Source organism: Prevotella sp. C0209C1 (genome assembly GCF_056583855.1).
In genome coordinates this window covers 1-18,908 of record NZ_JBWPJP010000038.1, presented here as the reverse complement: position 1 = coordinate 18,908, position 18,908 = coordinate 1, and the positions used below count along the sequence as shown (strand labels likewise).

11 protein-coding genes, 2 tRNA genes and 4 pseudogenes are annotated in these 18,908 nt (G+C 35.9%); 11 read left to right on the top strand and 6 right to left on the bottom strand.

The features are described from left to right. The first annotated feature begins 162 nt into the window (after positions 1-162). From AC1DCD_RS09270 to AC1DCD_RS09220, 11 genes and pseudogenes are all read left to right on the top strand, one after another. Complete coding sequence (locus tag AC1DCD_RS09270) at positions 163-1,581, top strand: sensor histidine kinase (protein WP_308532907.1); 1,419 nt, start codon at positions 163-165, stop codon at positions 1,579-1,581. Positions 1,582-2,293: 712 nt separating this feature from the next. After that, positions 2,294-2,380: transfer RNA gene (locus AC1DCD_RS09265), tRNA-Ser, on the top strand. A 16-nt stretch (positions 2,381-2,396) separates the two neighbouring features. Continuing rightward, positions 2,397-2,468: transfer RNA gene (locus tag AC1DCD_RS09260), tRNA-Glu, on the top strand. Positions 2,469-2,675: 207 nt separating this feature from the next. Continuing rightward, positions 2,676-4,640 carry a glycogen debranching enzyme N-terminal domain-containing protein gene (locus AC1DCD_RS09255; RefSeq protein ID WP_464641225.1) on the top strand — a complete coding sequence of 655 codons (1,965 nt, stop codon included), beginning with the start codon at positions 2,676-2,678 and terminating at the stop codon, positions 4,638-4,640. Continuing rightward, entirely contained in the window at positions 4,637-5,905 is a 1,269-nt protein-coding gene (locus tag AC1DCD_RS09250; RefSeq protein ID WP_464641227.1) for a glycosyltransferase family 4 protein, read from the top strand. Before AC1DCD_RS09255 ends, AC1DCD_RS09250 begins: the two co-directional genes overlap by 4 nt. Positions 5,906-5,957: 52 nt before the next feature. Next, positions 5,958-7,319 carry a glycoside hydrolase family 57 protein gene (locus AC1DCD_RS09245; protein WP_464641229.1) on the top strand — a complete coding sequence of 454 codons (1,362 nt, stop codon included), beginning with the start codon at positions 5,958-5,960 and terminating at the stop codon, positions 7,317-7,319. Positions 7,320-7,422: 103 nt separating this feature from the next. Further along, positions 7,423-8,463, top strand: coding sequence for a phenylalanine--tRNA ligase subunit alpha (pheS, locus tag AC1DCD_RS09240; protein ID WP_008451342.1), 1,041 nt, complete (start codon positions 7,423-7,425; stop codon positions 8,461-8,463). A 273-nt stretch (positions 8,464-8,736) separates the two neighbouring features. Further along, the gene (locus AC1DCD_RS09235) at positions 8,737-9,012 is read left to right on the top strand and encodes a hypothetical protein (protein ID WP_464641231.1); all 276 of its coding nucleotides are present in this window, start codon (positions 8,737-8,739) and stop codon (positions 9,010-9,012) included. Between the two features lie 147 nt (positions 9,013-9,159). Next, positions 9,160-9,612 carry a hypothetical protein gene (locus tag AC1DCD_RS09230; protein ID WP_464641233.1) on the top strand — a complete coding sequence of 151 codons (453 nt, stop codon included), beginning with the start codon at positions 9,160-9,162 and terminating at the stop codon, positions 9,610-9,612. A 4-nt stretch (positions 9,613-9,616) separates the two neighbouring features. Continuing rightward, positions 9,617-11,191 carry an Eco57I restriction-modification methylase domain-containing protein gene (locus AC1DCD_RS09225; RefSeq protein ID WP_464641235.1) on the top strand — a complete coding sequence of 525 codons (1,575 nt, stop codon included), beginning with the start codon at positions 9,617-9,619 and terminating at the stop codon, positions 11,189-11,191. 160 nt (positions 11,192-11,351) lie between these two features. After that, positions 11,352-11,734: pseudogene (locus AC1DCD_RS09220) on the top strand (transposase); the annotation flags it as partial. A 126-nt stretch (positions 11,735-11,860) separates the two neighbouring features. On the opposite strand, the pseudogene AC1DCD_RS09215 reads toward AC1DCD_RS09220, so the two are convergent. The 6 genes and pseudogenes from AC1DCD_RS09215 to AC1DCD_RS09190 form a co-directional block, all read right to left on the bottom strand. Continuing rightward, positions 11,861-13,258: pseudogene (locus AC1DCD_RS09215) on the bottom strand (IS5 family transposase). Positions 13,259-13,868: 610 nt separating this feature from the next. Further along, on the bottom strand, positions 13,869-14,657 hold the full coding sequence (locus AC1DCD_RS09210) for a class I SAM-dependent methyltransferase (RefSeq protein ID WP_353587034.1): 789 nt from the start codon (positions 14,655-14,657) through the stop codon (positions 13,869-13,871). A gap of 389 nt (positions 14,658-15,046) precedes the next feature. Next, positions 15,047-15,313 carry a hypothetical protein gene (locus AC1DCD_RS09205; protein ID WP_464641237.1) on the bottom strand — a complete coding sequence of 89 codons (267 nt, stop codon included), beginning with the start codon at positions 15,311-15,313 and terminating at the stop codon, positions 15,047-15,049. A gap of 64 nt (positions 15,314-15,377) precedes the next feature. Continuing rightward, positions 15,378-17,072, bottom strand: coding sequence for a sigma-70 family RNA polymerase sigma factor (locus AC1DCD_RS09200; protein ID WP_464641239.1), 1,695 nt, complete (start codon positions 17,070-17,072; stop codon positions 15,378-15,380). A gap of 348 nt (positions 17,073-17,420) precedes the next feature. Continuing rightward, positions 17,421-17,657, bottom strand: a pseudogene (locus tag AC1DCD_RS09195) (hypothetical protein); the annotation flags it as partial. 86 nt (positions 17,658-17,743) lie between these two features. Beyond that, a pseudogene (locus AC1DCD_RS09190) lies at positions 17,744-18,625 on the bottom strand (IS4 family transposase); the annotation flags it as partial. Positions 18,626-18,908 lie beyond the last annotated feature (283 nt).

The window sequence follows — 18,908 nt, the reverse complement described above, 5'->3', positions numbered from 1 at the left end:
TACGGTGGTGTGAGAGGTCGGTGAACACGAAAGTAGGAAATAAACACCTATGATTAGGGTTTACCTCCTACTCGATTGTTAATAATATAATTTTACATATAATTTATTATGCTTTTGCATACTATTATGCTTTTTATATTTTAATAATTACTAAAAAGAAATGTGGTGAAAAGACACTATACAGGAAATCAGCTTTTTTGGTTTGTTCTTTTATTACTTTTACTTTATTCTGTTTGTTTTATATTATTTCAATATAAAAGAGAGAGATATTTTAAGATAGAGGTTTTGAGTCTTAAGTTGCAAGACTATAACAATCAAATATCTGAGGCTATTGCATTAGAAGGAAATAATAAAGAGTATGTTATAAACAAATATATAAGGTTACACCCTATAAAGTATCTACGTATCACTGTTATTGATACTAATGGTAAAGTTTGCTATGATAATATTAGAAAGGATTATGCTAATATAAAAAATCATTCAAACAGAAAAGAGTTTCGTTTAGCAAAGCAGAATGGCTATGGAACAGATATTTATCGCCCTTCTAAAACAACAGGGACTAAATATTTTTATAGTGCAAATTATTATCCTAAACAAGGTATTGTTATTCGTTCAGCACTACCATATAATAGCTCTCTTGGTAGACAGTTGTCTACTGATCAACATTATATTTGGTTTGTATTAGCTATTACTTTTATTCTAACAATAGTTCTTTATCGTTTCACACATCGGTTAGGAAAAAATATTACAGCATTGAGAAATTTTGCAATGAGAGCAGAAAGTAGTGAAGATATAGATCCTAACGAGCTAACTAACTTTCCTAATGATGAGTTAGGTGAAATATCAGAACATATAGTAACTTTATTTACTAAACTTGCAAAAACAAGAAAGGAGCAAAGCATATTAAAACGGCAGCTTACTCAAAATATAGCTCATGAATTAAAAACACCCATTGCAAGTATTCACGGATATATTGAAACGATACTTACGAATGAAAGTATAAACGAGGAACAAAAGAAGCTGTTTTTAAATAGGAGTTTTGCGCAATGTAAGCGTTTGACATCTCTTGTAGATGATATTTCAGTGCTTAATCGTATAGATGATGCTCCTGATTTATACAACTTTGAATCAATCAATATAAAAGAGCTTGTTGAAAAAATAGAAGCAGAAGAATCTTTAAGACTGAAAGAAAAGTCTATGAGGTTTTATAATTTTATACCTAAAGATTTAGTTATAAAAGGCAATCTTGATCTTGTTTATAGTGTTTTTAGAAATCTTACAGATAATGCTATAGCATATGCAGGAAAAGAAACAACTGTTACATTATCATATAAGAAAGGTGTTTATACCTTTTCTGATAATGGTGTTGGAGTACCAGAAAAGCATATTGCCCGACTTTTTGAACGATTTTATCGTGTTGATAAAGGTAGAAGCAGAAAACTTGGTGGAACAGGATTAGGTTTGGCAATTGTAAAAAATGCTATTACAATACATGGAGGCACTATTACTGTATGTAATGTTTATCCACATGGCTTAAAGTTTGATTTTACCTTAAGTGCTAATACAGATAATAGTATATGACAAAATATTAGTATTCTTAGTAGCTTTGTAATTTCTCTAAATATTTTAATCTTATATCTTTATAATGATATTAGTATTACAGAAAGTATAAAACTTAGAGGAATTGCAAAAGGATGATTAGTAGAAGCAATATATTTATGAATAAAAAGGGTATGTCTTTTTGACATACCCTAATGGAATTTATTGTCTCACGACAAAAGAAATTCCTAACCTTAATAATCTAATACCATGAAAAACACGTTACAAAGATATATAACTTATATTTATCAAACAATTTTTTTGTGTTAAAATATTAAAATTATTAATATTGCTTAAATTCAATAGGATTATTTCCCATTTTTAGACTAATAATGAAAAGAATTTATAAACTATACATGGATATAGTATAGAAAACATTAACGAGTTGTTATTTTACTAAGCTTTTATGATCACATTATTTAGAAAATGGACATTGCGTCAATTGATTGCAAACTGAGTATAACTTAACTTAAATGATAATGGCACTTCTACTATATTGAATAAAGAAAAAACATAATGGCTAATGTGTTATTAATCATACTATTTTAGTTGTTTAGATGTTTTTTTATGAATATATAATGTCTATATCTGGAAATATTTTTCTTTTAAAGTTTTGGTAGTTTAAAATAAAATACTACCTTTGCATCACTTTTGGAAAGATATTTGGTAGTATTGGTTAATATATACCTTCTTAGGAAGGATGGGTGAGTGGCTGAAACCACCAGTTTGCTAAACTGACGTGCGGGTTACCGTACCGGGGGTTCGAATCCCCCTCCTTCCGCACTATAAATATTATTGGTCGATTCATCTAACGGTTAGGATACAAGATTCTCAATCTTGGCATAGGGGTTCGATTCCCCTATCGACTACTTTACTTAGGTGTATCAATTTTAGATACACTTTTTTTTATTAGTGTGTGTTAGGTTATTTACTTTTTATTTTATTGATGAAAGATTTTCATAATATAGGTAAATCTTAAAAAATAATATCTCTATTATAATTTGTTGCTTGAAAAATTATTTGTAGTAAATAGTTTTTATTATCTTTGTGAAAAATAACAAAAACCTTATTAGCTTATGAGCTATTTACGATTTGAAAAATCAGTAATGACTAATCTGCAAGATTCCTTATCTCGAGAAATTTTGCGAACTAACAGGTCTGGCGCCTATTCTTGCTCTACTATAGTAGATTGTAATACTAGAAAATATCACGGATTACTTGTAGTGCCAATACATGAATTAGATGAGGAAAATCATGTATTATTAAGTTCACTTGATGCTACTGTGATACAGCATGGTGCAGCTTTTAATTTAGGCTTACACAAATATCATGGGAACGTGTTTAGTCCTAATGGTCATAAATATATTTGTGAGTTTGATTGTGATAAGGTACCTACTACTACCTATCGTGTGGGTGGTGTTCTATTAAAAAAGGAAGTTGTATTTCAACATTATGAAGATAGAATTTTAATACGTTATACCTTGTTAGACGCCCATTCACCTACGACTTTACAGTTTCGTCCATTTCTGGCCTTTCGTAGTGTAAAGGAATTTACTCATGAGAATAATGCTATAAATCGCAATTATTTATTAGTTGACCACGGCATTAGTACATGCTTGTATAAAGGCTACCCTTCGCTTTATATGCAGTTCTCAAAGAGTAATGAGTTCCATTTTAATCCTATGTGGTATCGTGGAATAGAGTATCCTAAGGAAATGGCGCGTGGATATTTTTCTGATGAAGACCTTTATGTGCCTGGTTATTTTGAAATGACTATAAAGAAAGGTGAGAGTATAGTTTTTGCAGCTTCTACTAGTGAAAGTAAGCCTAAGTCTCTAAAGTGTTTATTTCAAAAAGAAATAGACGATCGTAATCCTCGAGATAATTTTTTTCATTGTTTAATAAATGCAGCTCATCAGTTTCGCAACCGTTCTAAAGATGATGCTCGTTATATTTTGGCGGGTTATCCTTGGTTTAAGTGTAGGGCTAGAGATCAGTTTATATCTCTTCCTGGATTAACTCTTAGTACTAAAGAACAGGATTATTTTGAATTGGTAATGAAAACTTCTGAAAAAGGTTTGCGAGAGTTTATGACAGGAAAGTCTCTTACTGTAGATATTGCTGAAATCGATCAACCCGATGTTATGCTGTGGTGTGTTTGGGCATTACAGCAATATGCAAAAACGGTAGGTGTAAAGCAATGTCAAAAGCTTTACGGGAAATTGCTTTGTGATATTATGATTTATCTTCTTGCAGGTAAACATCCCCTTTTAGAGGTTAGAGAAAATGGTCTTATATATGTTAATTCTAATGGAAAAGCTATTACTTGGATGAATTCTTATTATAGAGGGCAACCTGTTGTTCCTCGTTCTGGCTATATAGTAGAATTTAATGCTTTGTGGTATAATGCTTTAAAATTTGTAGCATTTATTAATAATAATGAAAAAGATAATGCTTTTACAAAAGAATTAGAGATCATAGCAGATAAGTGTAAAAATAGTTTTATAGATGTTTTCTATAATAAGTATGGTTATCTTTTTGATTATGTAGCAGAAGAAGTAGAATATGACTGGAGTGTTCGACCTAATATGATTTTTGCAACTGCTTTTGATTATTCACCTCTTGATATAGAACAAAAGAAGAGTGTGTTAGATTATTGCACACGTGAGCTACTAACCCCTAAAGGTTTACGAACGCTTTCCCCAAAGAGTTCAGGATACACTCCCATGTATATTGGAAGTCAAGATGAGCGTGATCTTGCATATCATCAAGGTACGGCTTGGCCTTGGCTTGGAGGATTTTATATGGAAGCGTGTTTAAAACTTTATAAGCGAACACGGATAAGTTTTGTAGCGCGTCAACTTGTCAACTTTGAAGGAGAGATGTTTTATCATTGTTTAGGAACATTACCAGAACTTTTTGATGGCAATCCTCCATTTCATGGTAGGGGAGCAATATCATATGCTATGAATGTTGCAGAAGTATTACGTACGCTCGAACTTTTGGAAACTTATCAAGATAAAAAGGAGGAAAACAGATGAAAGTGTTAATGTTTGGCTGGGAATATCCTCCTCATGTATATGGAGGCTTAGCCACCGCTAATTTTGGAATTTCTGAAGGTCTTCATGCACAGGGGGATATAGAAACAATATTGTGTTTGCCTCATCCTTTTGGAGATGAGGATAAAACTTTTGCTAAAATTGTAGCAATGAATTGTGTTCCTGTTGTTTATAAGGATATTAGTTGTGCCTATTTAGAGCAACGTATAGGGAACATTATGTCTTCAGAGATGTATTATACTTTGCGTGAGCATATTTATGATGATTTTAATTATATGCACTGTAATGATATTGGAGCTATAGAGTTTGCTGGTGGTTATCCAAATAATTTAAATGAGGAAATTAACAACTATTCTATTATAGCTGGTGTCGTTGCTCGTACGTTTGATTATGATATTATTCATGCTCACGATTGGTTAACTTTTCCTGCAGGAATACATGCTAAAAAAGTATCAGGCAAGCCTTTATGTATACATGTACATGCTACAGACTTTGATAGGTCTCGTGGAAAAGTTAATCCGATGGTTTTTTCAATAGAGAAAGATGGTATGGATAATGCTGATTGTATTATGTGTGTGTCTGAGTTAACTCGCCAGACCGTAATAAACCAATATCATCAGAATCCGTCTAAAGTGTTTACGGTGCATAATGCAGTATATCCATTAAAAGATGATATAGCAGCAATTGAACGCCCTATTCATAAAGGAAAAGAAAAGCTGGTTACTTTTTTAGGTCGTATAACTATGCAGAAAGGACCAGAATATTTTGTAGAAGCAGCAAATATGGTGTTACATAGGACAAGAAATGTTCGTTTTTGTATGGCGGGATCGGGCGATATGATGGAAGCGATGATAAAAATGGCTGCTGATCGTGATATTGCTGATCGCTTCCATTTCCCAGGATTTATGCGTGGTAAAGATGTATATGAATGTTTAAAACGTTCAGATGTATATGTAATGCCATCTGTAAGCGAACCTTTTGGAATCTCACCTTTAGAGGCTATGCAGTGTGGAACCCCCACTATAATATCAAAACAAAGTGGATGCGCAGAAATTTTAACTAATTGCATTAAGGTGGACTATTGGGATATACATGCAATGGCAGATGCTATATTTTCTGTATGTAATAATGAAAGCTTGTTTAAATATCTTTCTATAGAGGGTAAAAAAGAAGTAGATAATATTACTTGGGAAAAAGTAGGGGCATGGATAAGACAATTATACTTACAAACATTAGGTTGGACATAAGAAAAAGAGTTATCCTATATACATAAAATAATAAACTAAACTTCAGAATATAATGAAAACTATTTGTTTATACTTTGAGATACATCAGATAACCCATTTAAAGCGTTATCGTTTTTTTGACATTGGTACTGATCATTATTATTATGATGATTATGAGAACGAGCGTACTATTAATAAAATAGCAGAGCAAAGCTACATACCTGCGCTTAATACTATACTTGATATGATAAAGGAGTATGGCGACTATTTTAAAGTAGCTTTTTCTCTTTCAGGAGTAGGTATAGAGCAGTTAGAAATATATGCACCACAGGTAATAGAGAAACTTCAGGAGCTTAATAGTACAGGCTGTGTCGAATTTATAGCAGAGCCATATTCTCATGGTTTATCCTCTTTAGCTAATAAGGAGTGTTTTAAAGAAGATGTATTGAGACAAATAGGAAAGATAAACGAACTTTTTGGGCATAAGCCTAAGATCTTGCGCAACTCTTCTCTTATTTATAATGATGAAATAGGATTGGTGGCTTCTCAAATGGGTTTTATAGGTATGCTCACAGAAGGAGCTAAACATGTTCTTGGCTGGAAATCTCCACATTATATATATAATTGCGCTTTGCAGCCTAAACTGAAATTATTGCTAAGAGATATTAATCTTAGTGATGATATTTCTCTACGTTTTGCTAATACAAACTGGGAAGGTTATCCTCTTTTTGCGGATAAGTTTGTAAATGATATTGTAGCTTTTCCAGAAAAGGAAGAGTTTGTTGGCTTATTTATGAATTTATCAGCTTTAGGCATAGATCAACCTTTATCAAGTAATATTTTAGATTTTTTATATGCTTTGCCCAGATGTGCTAAGGAAAGAGATATTACTTTTAGTACTCCATCTGAAGTGTGTAAAAAGTTTAAAAGTGTTGGATCTTTAGAAGTGCCAGATACGTTAAGTTGGATAGATGAAGAACGTGATGTTAGTACATGGCTTGGCAATTTAATGCAGCGTGAAGCTTTTAATAAACTTTATAGTGTGGCAGATCGTATTCGCATAGCCAGAGATCCAAGTATTAATCAAGATTGGTATTATCTTCAAGCTAGTAATAATTTTCGTTTAATGTCTACAAAGCCTTCACATGTAGGTATATATCGTGGCATTTTTAATAATGCTTTTGATGCGTTTACAAATTACATGAACATTTTAGGAGATTTTATTAATAGAGTAGATGCTCTTTATCCTGCTGATATAGATAATGATGAGCTAAATAGCTTACTAACTACAATTCGTAATCAAGGAGAAGAAATAGAAATAAAAGATAAAGAAATTGCTCGTTTAAAGGCGAAAATAGAGAAAATAGAAAAAGATAAAAGTAAGGGAAAGAAGAATACAAAGAATAAAGTTACTGGTAAAAAGCAAGAAAAATAAAGACAGAGTAAATAGAAAAGTATGTGAAAGCTATTCTTTTTCTAATACTTTATCCTATTTTTTTTGGAAGATTATCATTACCTTTGCAGAAAAATATAGAAGTATGCTTTTAGAAAAGATAGATAATCTACTCAAAGAAGTAAACCAATTATCAGCAAAAAATACTGAAGAGGTAGAACAGTTTCGTTTGCGATTTCTTAGCAGAAAAGGTGAGATTGCGGCTTTGATGAGTGAGTTCCGTAATGTTGCAGCCAATCAAAAAAAAGAAGTTGGGATACGTATAAATGAACTAAAGCGAAGGGCTCAAGAAAAGATTAATGCATTAAAGGAACAGCTCGAAGTAAAAGATGCCCAAAGCAATGATATTGATTTAACACGTACAGCTTATCCTATAGAGCTTGGAACACGTCATCCTTTAACACTTGTGAAGAATGAGATAATAGATATTTTTGCCAGAATGGGTTTTACTTTATTTCAAGGCCCAGAAATAGACGATGATAAGCATGTGTTTACTATGCTTAATTTTGCAGCAGATCACCCTGCACGTGATATGCAAGATACTTTCTTTATAGATCGCAGCAATAGTGTCGATGTTACTAAAAACGTACTTTTACGTAGTCATACTTCCAATGACGAGGCTCATTATATGTCTACACATAAACCACCTATACGTGTACTTTGCCCAGGACGTGTATATCGTAATGAAGCTATAAGTGCTCGTGCTCATTGTTTTTTTCACCAAGTTGAAGGACTTTATATAGATAAAGGTGTAAGTTTTACTGATTTAAAACAAGTTCTTCTGACTTTTGCTCGCGAGATGTTTGGTGTTAACACAAAAATACGCTTGCGCCCAAGTTATTTCCCTTTTACTGAGCCTAGTGCAGAAATGGATATTAGTTGTAATATCTGTGGAGGAAAAGGTTGTGGATTTTGCAAACATACAGGTTGGGTAGAGATATTAGGTTGTGGAATGGTTGATCCCCATGACTTAGAAGCTTGTGGTATAGATCCGCTTATTTATACAGGATATGCTTTTGGAATGGGTGTAGAACGTATAACAAACTTAAAGTATCGTGTAAGCGATTTACGTCTTTTTTCTGAAAATGATACTCGTTTTCTACGTGAATTTGAAGGGGTTCAATAATTTTATTATATAGTATTCCTTAAAAAATACGGAGGGTGTGTCAAAAATGGCAAACCCTCTTTTAACATATCACAAAACCCAAACTTTCATAAACACGAGCTCTGCTATTCCATAAATTTTTTGTACCTTTTTATATGAGGTGTTTGTTTCTAAAAGGTTTGCGTAACTCACTTAAAATGTTTATCTTTATTTTATTTTTATGTGTAAACATATAGCATCTATTTTTCTATTATGGACATAGATATAAATTTAAGAAACAACAAGGCTGGACTTTTGGCATATTTTAGAAATCGTGCCAATGAGATAATTAGCGAACTGGCACTCCAGTATTCCGCAGCCGATTATAAGAAAAGGGCATCTGCCCTGAACAAGGCAATTATTCAGAGTAAGGAAAATCTGTTATTAATTGTTGAGGAGACGGCAAGAGCGCAACATTGGACAAACAATGATATTCTGGAGTGTGTGCTAATGATAACTTACACAAATGATGTGGTTATGCTAGAATCGCGTAATGCTGTTTGGGAATATGACTATATGGCTTTTTCCTGAAGAGTGGGTGAGTTGTGGGAGCCATTTTGCAAATTGTGTTTCAAATATCCGTTCACAAGAATTGCGTCTTTTGTGCCGCCTCTATTTTCTGAAGTAAAGGCGAGCCTCTAAACGGAAATTGCAATCTATATAGATGGTTTGGCTATTATGTTTGACGAAAAAGCACAACTTAAACGTTATTATGACAAGGTGTGGGGACTTGTGACATCAGGTGAAATACAGTTGGAATGCGACTTACATTTCACAGACGGAACAGCCAAATATATTGTAGATTTCAAGAGCGGATTCGGCTCAAACGAAAAAGGCAATACAAATAGGCTGCTTCTTGTCGGGAGTATATACCAGAATATAGAGGCAGAAAACTACAAGTGCTTGATATTCGTTCGCTCTACAGAGAACAACCACTATTTGAACACGCTCCAAAGTTCAGGAGTGTGGAAAACTTCATGCGGTTCTGACACATATTCTAAAATACGGCATTTCACGGGTTTTGACATTCACCATTGGATAGAGAACAATATTGATTGGATGAACGACTTTGCATCTCGGATGAGGGAAACTGTTACGCATAACAATCTTCAGAATTATCTTATCTGGTAAGTATATGGACACTGCATTGACATATCAAGCATATTATACAAAATCAAACCCCATACTCAATTATATGACAGGCATGTTGCATTTTAAACCACACGACCTGATATTGGAGCCGTGTGGAGGAGATGGTGTATTCATAGACAAAATATTGGAAAATACTCAAAATGTGCAAATCAGTGTTTTTGAACTTAATTCGTCTACTGTGGCTGGTCTGAAAAGCAAGTATAGTATGAAATCTTGCGTATCAATCAAGGAAACGGACACCTTGCTTGATAAAGCGATTTTGGAGTGCTCGCAAAGATATGACAAGATAATAGGCAATCCTCCTTATGGTGCGAGGAGCGACGAGCATAAAAAGGCACTTCTCAACAAATTGTACCCTGATTTATATACGAAAGAGAGTTATACCCTTTTTCTTTATGCCTGTACCCGCTGCTTGAAGGAAAACGGAGAGTTGTGCTTTATCGTTCCCAATACATTCCTGTCTCTTCATAGGCATTTGTCCATTCGTAAATTTTTGCTCACCAATACCAAGATTAAAGAATTGGCTCTTTTCCCCTCTTCATTTTTTCCTGGTGTCAATTTTGGCTATGCAAATCTTTGTATTATTACATTGGAGAAAAGTTCAGACGTTTCTCAGAATCTGAACAACGAGATTGTGGTTAGGACAAATTTTAAGACAGTGGAGGAACTGGAGCAAAGGGATTGTGGTGTAATGAAAATTGTATCTCAGAAATCTGTACTTGAAAGTGTTGGATCGGCATTCATGCTTAACTCTACTAAACAAATTGCAGAGCTGGTAAATGACAGGAGCATAAAAAGAATTGGAGACATAGCAAGTTGCGTTACTGGCTTTTATTCGGGATATGACAAAAAGTATCTTCACCCAATCAATAAAGAGGTAAAGAATGCTAAAAAATACGGCTGCGCAGACAAAGAGCGTATTAGGATGACATCGTTATCTCAAAAAGAGAAAGAGAATGGAATATCAGAACCATGTTGCCTTGTGCCGATTGTAAAGGGTGGAAATGTTGAATATGTCAAACCCAATCATTGGTTTATGGATTGGTCAACTTTGGCTATTACAGAATATAGACAAAGTAAAAAATGTAGATTCCAAAATTCGGATTTCTATTTCAAGAATGGAATAGGTATCCCTATGATACGGTCTTCAAGATTGACAGCCGCGTTGATTGACGGAAGATTGTTCGACCAGTCAATAGTAGGTGTATTCCCCAAGGATGAAACTTGGGTGTATTATCTCTTGGGCTTTTTCAATTCGTCCGTCTGTACAGAACTTATAAATGCCATTAATCCCTCCACAAACAATTCTGCAAACTATATTAAGAAAATTCCATTTGTCACACCTGTTGAAGATGTAAAGATCAAAGTCGATGCTTTAGTCAAGAAGATAGTTACAGTATTGAAATTTGGCGAATCAGACATAAGCGCATACAGTATAGAATTAGATAAAATCTTCGCTAATCTGTATTCTAATAATGTAGGAACAGACAAAAGAGCTAAAAGTACAAAATCTACACCAAAGCAGTTGAACTTTCTTGATTGTCAGAGCAATTTATGACAATGTGAAGGTTACGAACCGTATAGCTTGCGAGGGGGATTCTTTCAGATGTACCCCTTATTGCCAACTAGCTTGCCATATATGAAATATAGAAAGAGACCTCTGCAAAACTTATTGTTGAAGATTTGCTCATTTCATCATATTTTTGTACCTTTATGGTATGAAACAAACTCTTTCTTCTCCCAGTTTTGCCGATGTCGTTCTCGGTCAGTGTAAGATCAAGTAGACCTCCTTTTTCCAAATAGATAAATTAATCGATTGTACACCATCCGTGGTATCATAGAAATCGCTTATGCCAAAGGTTATAAATCAACAGGTCGTCCAAGTTATGACAGCTTGAATTTATTCAAGATAGAACTTCCTCGTACATGGTATTGTTTTAGTGATGGTGAAGTAGAGGAACAAGTAAACGATCGTCTTTCTTTCAGTCGTTTTGTTGGCTTGGGTTTAGAAGATACTGCTCCCGACAGTACTACAGTTTGCCGCTTTCGCAACACCTTGGTTGAAGCAGAACTTTATGATATGGTTCTCAATGAAATCAATGGCAAAGACACATGCACAACATATTATGGAGGCTCTTGCATACAATTTTTATCGAACTCCTGGGATTATTGTGTCCAATTTTCTCAAGTAAGGGGGAAATATATAGTCGTCCCTCAAGAATTCGACTTACAACCAGCAAATGGTATTGGATAATACCTTTGTTTCGTTAAAGTTGGAATCCACTCCTTGAATATTCCATTTTATCATGGTTCGAATAAGGCGCAAAAGAAACCACATGGCTCTTTTGAAGTTGAATGCAGCCGCAGCGAGCATCACGTTGATGGCATCACCAAAGAGACCCTTGTAGAAGTTCTTCCCTAACCGATGGTCTGCCTTGCAGTGCCCTATGATAGTCTCTATTCCTGCTCTCTTGCAGAAGAACCTTTGTTTTTTCTTTTTCTTGTGTGGCGAGTCGTTTGCCTTGGGAACGCCGGGTATCATGATGTTCGTCTCTCCGCACGTTTCCTGCCCGCGATACCCTCTATCCCCCGCGAGTCTTTTGATTTTCCTGCCATAGACCCTGCCGACCTGCTCCATAGCCTTGTCTATCGTGTGACCGTCGTATTCATTGCGGAAAGATAATGCACCGACAATAAGACCATTCCACAGTCTGACAAGGGAGACTTTATTGCCGAACTCGTATTTCTTGTGGCCCTTCCCCTTGCTGATGCACAACACGTCCGGATCATGAAGGGAGTAGATTTTATGACCGTCCATTCTCTCGCTGTTAACGAACTTCATGCAGACCTCAATACGTTCTTGGTAAGAGTTCTCAGGGACCAAATTCCGAACCAGCTAGCGCAACAGTCTTCCAGCGATGGTGCGCATCCGACGGTCGGCCTTCCTTACCTTGGCTGAACTGTTCTTTCTGTTACGGAAACGCTGCACAAGCTTAAGTCTCTTGATTTCCCTGGCATAGCTCTGACGGATCTTGAGGTTTTCCTTCTCCGCCACGCTATGGCAAAAGTCTATCACCTTGTTCAGGAGCTTCGAGTCCGTGGGGAAGGTCACGTTCTTCTCCTGCACCGTCGTGTCGATGAATGCGGTCTGCTCCGTATCGGGCTTGCGTCCACGACCGTCCTTGCCGTCATTTCTGTTTTCATTCTCTTTCCGCTTGTCGTCAAGCAGCAGATTTATCCTGATGCTCTCCTTGAGAATCAACTCCATACCCGCTTCGCCAATGCGATGGCGGAACTCCACGAGTTCCGTCAGTATGCAAGGTTTGGCGATGGTGAAGGATTCCATTCCGCAAAAATACTGGTAGTAGGCGTTCTCAGAGAACTGTTCCACGATGCTCTCGTCCGAGACGTTGCGAATATGCTTCAGCACTATAAGACCGACCATCAGGCGGATAGGCTTGCCCATGCGTCCGTTGTCTTTACAGTACAAGGGGGCAAAGGAACGCTCAAAGGTTTCCCAATTTATCAGATTGGCAAGTTTATACATTGGATGGGTGGGATTGAGCATGGATGCCAAGTCCCAAAACATTGATACCTGATGGGTGTTGGATGGAGATTTATACATTGTTGATTTGCAAGATTTTACCATGCAAAGATACAAAAACTTGTAGATATAAACAAATAATAAAAAGTACATTTTATTGATAATCAATAGGTTATTTACTTTTCAAGGGACGACTAACTACAAGGAATAACGAGAAAACATTAGTGCCTAAACAACAAAAATGGCACTTGAACTAATGTGTGCCAGCAGCCCAGGTGCCATAAATTTGAATAAAATCTTAAAAATATACCTTAATTTTCTAACAAGCTAACTTCTATATTAAATTTTACAGAAAAATTCTGAATCATATTTATCTGCCCATTATATGCAATATTAGCTTCATCATATTTCATATTCAATCAGGTATCATATACTTTCAGCTGATAATTACCATATTACAACTTGCTCATTTTAAAATTGACATCGTATTTACAAAAACAATTAGCACGCATATCAACCACATCATGATAAACGGCAAGGACAATCTGGTTATCTTGATAAGTAATGCTCAAAAAATTAGCCAGTGACACATTTCTGAACATATTGATAGCTACATTATGTCTTTACTTGAAAGTTGAAATCGCCATTGACTTAATTCTATCAAAGAATCCTTTTTGAATATATCTTAAAATTATTTGAGTTTCAACAGATAAAAGCAAGAAGTAGTAAAAAAGTTTCTCAAAATAGGGATATGAGAAATAGGCAAACAAAGTTTTTGGGGACTTAACCCGAATTTCTGATGATAGTGCGGATTAATAAACCATAGCACCCTACTCTGTATGGATAGGTCTACTGCTTTTATGACTTTTTCAAATTTTTCAATTGGGCATCTACATTGTTTGATATACAATAGCTCCTTTATCGTTGCATCTTCTTCCTTTGCTACTTTTCTTAGTATAAAGCGATACAATGAATGTGGGAGCAAATGGAAGAATGGTATTTTAGACCATATATTATTGCGACATATTTGCTGATGTCCACCAAAAGGCATCTGCCATGCAGGGAATGCCACGAATAGAATACCGTCTTTGTTCATAAACTTACGAATGTGGCTGACAAAAGCCAGCTTGTCGGGAACATGCTCTATAACATCATGCAGTATAACTACATCGAATTTGTCGTCATCACTTGGAGCAGGATATTTCATGAAGTCGCTACTCTCGAAACAACATTCCAAATTTTCCTTGGAAAAGAATTGTCGTGCCTGTTCTATTCGTATTTTCGCCATGTCCACTCCAAAGACCTGGTAGCCTGCCTTTGCAAAAGGTTTCAAATTTCCACCCTCACCACACCCTATTTCCAAGATTCTGCTATATGCATTTAAGGGATGGAAATTCTTAATATATGGCAGGTAATAATGAGCTGAAGTTATAGCAGAATCTTCAAAATATCTTTTTCTATCTAAGTGTCTTGCTTGCATTGATGTATCTGTTAAATGGTTAAACAAACGAGATGGTCTTGTGAGTCCATCAAATAATAGATACAGTTCCATGCAAAAGACTGCTCTCTATTTTCTAAAAAATGAAAATCTATAACAGTATTCATAGAAAACGGTGCGTAGCAATGTGCGCACCGTCTTATTTTCTTCAGTTATAGATATCTAACGTGTCATGGTCAGTGTTAAGGTCTTATTGGATTCCAAAGTTACCGAACCCTGATAAATTCTGTTGGATGAACTTGTCTGCTTGTTCGAGGTTGTCTGATATATCTCAATAAGATAATTTCCGAATAGCAAGTTCCTTATTTTAAAGTTTACATCATACATGCAGACACAATCAGTGTACATGTCACGGTCTGGGTAAAGGATGATTACAATTTTTTTTCTGAGCAACTCACATCTACATTCAGTTGACCAATTGCACAATTATCCATTACGTCAAGAAATTGGGCGGTAACAGTGTTGTCTTTTCCCATGAACATGAGCAGCTTCGTTTTATTACTATAAAAGTCTGTGAGATGTTCAGGACGAGAATCCTCTTTAGATGCTGAACTTTTACAATCGGAGGTAAGAATATCTGTTACTTTAACATTTTCAACTATTACGTTTTCTGAGGAACACGCAGCGATTACTTCCAAGGAGCAAAGTGCCAATAGATACTTTATTAAATTCATGTATTTCATATTCTATATTTATTTATGATTACCATGTTAATCTTAATCCAAAGGGGATGTTGAACATGAACGGATGTTCCGTGCGATAGGTCTCAAGACCACTGCCATTCCCAAAATAATAGAACATATTAGGCTCTAAATACAGACTGAATGGTTTGTATATCATGTACTGCACACCGATACCCAAGTTTATAGACCACTGATAACGTGCCTTGATGTTGCCCTTCAACGTATATGAAGAGTCCGCTGTTATGATAAACTTTTTGTCAAGCGAACTGTGAACAGGCATTTCAAATGTCACACCGCCTGTAGTATATGCGTTGAAGCGACCCTTACCCCATATACGATAGGTCAATCGTAAAGGTATGCCCACATAATCTATCTTTTGTATCTTCTGTAAGGAAGAACCATTAAAATCATTTTCAAAATCGGATTTCAACCTTGTATAGGTCAAGCCTGTACCAAGGAACCAATGAGGACTTAGCTGCTTGTTAAGTGAGAGACTAAAGGTTTTCGGGCGGTAATGATGAGCTTTCTCATCTAAAGGGTCGTTGCTATCCATTGCGTCATTTAAAATAAATGACATTCTTGCTCTCTCGACAGAATCCATCAGTGCAATGTTTCGATCATAATAGTTTTCCAAATCGGTTCGAGTGTACAGTTTGGCTGTTGCACCTCCATTAGCATAATCTACCAAAGACAGATATCCTAGATTGGAAATGGTTCCATTTGCTCCGGCATTGGATGAATAGCCGAAGTTAAATATCCATGGATATTTCTTCTTATTGCTGGCATTGGAGTGCATACTTTCATTCAATGCCAGCATTTTTTCTTCAGAAATTTGTGAGAAATGTAACATTGAGTCTCCTATGCTAATACCTTTTATTGTTAGATGCTTCTCTAAGGAATCAACATTGAATGATACTGTTTGCTGTCTAGCCCCAACACTGTCTGTAATTACCTGCGAAGAAATATCTTCAACAGGAACAGCGATCTCCGTAAAAGTATGTCCAACATTACCGTCGGTACTTAATGAAAGTGAATATCTTGGTTGTGTTTCCTTTTGAGAGCCGGCTTCCTTTTGAAGTTGTTTTGGAAGTTCCTTATAAGTGTTTTTTGCTGTTCGTTTGTTATCAGAAGACTCTATAGTCTTGTCTCGCGTTATAAAATAAACATAGACGGGTATTAGAATCGGCAGCAAAAGCAGCATCCAATAATTAATCAGCATGGTACGCAGCATTTTCTTTGCCCTGAACAATTGGGAAGAAGAACTGTGAGGATTGATGCCGAGCAGTTCTCCTATTTCCTTATGAGAAAGACCATCCAAGACAGAAAGTTTGAAAACCTCTCGATTCCCCTTCGGCAAGGATTCTATAGCAGACAACAATAGTCCCAACTCAATGCTTTTCTGTTCCTCCCTTACTTCTTCTTTGATTTCTATATCCAAGCAAGACAAGGGAATGTTTTTCTTTTCTGTACTTTGGAAATATTTTAAGCATAGGTTTCTTACAATAGTTACCATCCAACCCTCTAATTTTGATTCATCCTTCAAATCTTGGATAGACATGAAGATAATGATAAATGCATCATGCAAAATATCTTCGGCTACATTATCATCTTTTACATAATGCCGACATACGCCTAAAAGTCTCTTGGCATATGTCGTATAGAGTTCTCCGAGGGCTTCATTATCCCCATTTTTGCAAGCGTCAATCCGTATCATATTATTTTAAGCAAAGGAACATCTCCTTATTTAAATTTAAAAAGAGTCTATTTGCTCTAAAAGACTGCACTTATTTTTGTTGGTTTTCTTTATTTTAACCTTTAATAACTTTAAAAGGAACATGCAGACATATTATGTCTACTTCGAAAATCACCTTACAAAGATACGAATATAATAACAAATAGTATGCTTTTATTGAAAGATTATAAAAAGAAGTAATATGTAGTTTTTAAGTAGTAGCAGGAAAAATCCTCTTACGTACTATAGTATTTCTTTTCTTTCACTATTTTTCTCCTTAGTGTAGTTATGTAGTAAGATGTAATCGGTGAAAGAAAAAGGAAATAGTAATCAGTTATCTATATTGCCAAACAAAAATATCGGTATTATTACGAATGCAGTATTCTGCAATTCCTAATAGATCTGCTTTCTGACCAAATGAGCTTCCGTGCTGTCTAACATAAAGGACAGAACGATGATGATAGGAAGTGGATATAGCGGTGCATAGTCTTTGAACTGTCCATTGATAACGATTTTCTCCTCTCCTGCACTCCTTTCATCGGGATGCAGGGTTGAGGATTTTATTATATTACTGTCCGCTAAACATAGAAATTCTCATTCCAACTCATTGAGACAAAATAGTTCGGATGACAGCATGTTAGCGACAAGCCCCCTTATTCATTTTCGGTTACCTCCGGTGGCGATTCAGCCGCTGCTTCAAGCATGAGTTTCATGTCGGCATCCGGCATGTTGAAGAAATTATTCATGTTGAGGTATTCCATAAGTACAATGCGCACCATAGTAGCCAGCCCTGAGAAACTCCACCGCCTCTGCAATGAACTTTGCAACAGTGACAGTAATAGATTGGCAATGAGTGTGTCCCAAATCTGTATCTTGATGGCGTTGGCACTCTCCCCATAGAAGTATCTAAGAGGGAAGTTCTGTTTTATCTGCTTGAAAAGAGTCTCTATCTGCCACCTCCTGCGGTAGATGGCTACGATAGTCTCCATGGACATGTCAAAGTCATTGGTAAGCAAGGACACCATCTTTGGCATCTTTCCCTTCTTGATATCCACATAGGTGACGATACGCGCTATATGGTTGATACCGCCCTTCCTGAACACCACCACCTGCTCACGATATTCCATAAGCCCATCCTCGTTCATATCCATGCAGCCTGCCAACACCTTGTATTTGAGATTTTTCTTCATCTTGGTGACATAGACGACGTTCCTCTCGGTCAGTTCCTCAAACTTTTCATAGTTGATATATGCACGATCCAGGGTAATGATTTCATCATGCTTGAAATGGCTGGGGGCGAGCATGAAGGAATCGTTGGTAGCGGCAGAGGTGAACTTCACGTCACAGTGAACTCCCTCGTTTGCATGAATGGCGGAATGCACCTTTATGTCACCCTTCTTCTTTCCCGTCTTGGGATGACTGCCCACGCCCTTAAAGATGACGTTAGAGAACAGGGTTATCGTGGTGGAATCGATGATTCTCAGACGTTTTATCCATACCTCCGTACCATTGCGTAGGCTGTCCGAAGAAATGTGTACTTTTGCCCATGTTATCTGAGTTTGGGAACAAAAGCAAAGATAACAAAAAGGTCTGATACCTCGTGAGAAGTGTCAGCCCTAAAATTGTATCTTACTCAAAAGTTTAGCGGACAGTAATAAAATCGTTACCAGTTTAGTTTTGTAAACAAGGTAACTTCTTTATTTTCAATTAGATACATTTTAATAATTATCTTATATAGTCATCCCTTAAAAACTATATTTCAGCATAAAGTTTGTATTGACAAGCTTTATGCTGATTCTTTTTATAAGGTACAAAAGA

Excerpts from the sequence above, each read along its gene's own strand:
- AC1DCD_RS09255 (WP_464641225.1), top strand. The coding sequence starts at position 2,676 with ATGAGCTATTTACGATTTGAAAAATCAGTAATGACTAATCTGCAAGAT.
- AC1DCD_RS09200 (WP_464641239.1), bottom strand. The coding sequence starts at position 17,072 with ATGATACGGATTGACGCTTGCAAAAATGGGGATAATGAAGCCCTCGGA.
- pheS (WP_008451342.1), top strand. The coding sequence starts at position 7,423 with ATGCTTTTAGAAAAGATAGATAATCTACTCAAAGAAGTAAACCAATTA.
- AC1DCD_RS09210 (WP_353587034.1), bottom strand. The coding sequence starts at position 14,657 with ATGCAAGCAAGACACTTAGATAGAAAAAGATATTTTGAAGATTCTGCT.
- AC1DCD_RS09250 (WP_464641227.1), top strand. The coding sequence starts at position 4,637 with ATGAAAGTGTTAATGTTTGGCTGGGAATATCCTCCTCATGTATATGGA.
- AC1DCD_RS09245 (WP_464641229.1), top strand. The coding sequence starts at position 5,958 with ATGAAAACTATTTGTTTATACTTTGAGATACATCAGATAACCCATTTA.
- AC1DCD_RS09225 (WP_464641235.1), top strand. The coding sequence starts at position 9,617 with ATGGACACTGCATTGACATATCAAGCATATTATACAAAATCAAACCCC.
- AC1DCD_RS09230 (WP_464641233.1), top strand. The coding sequence starts at position 9,160 with ATGTTTGACGAAAAAGCACAACTTAAACGTTATTATGACAAGGTGTGG.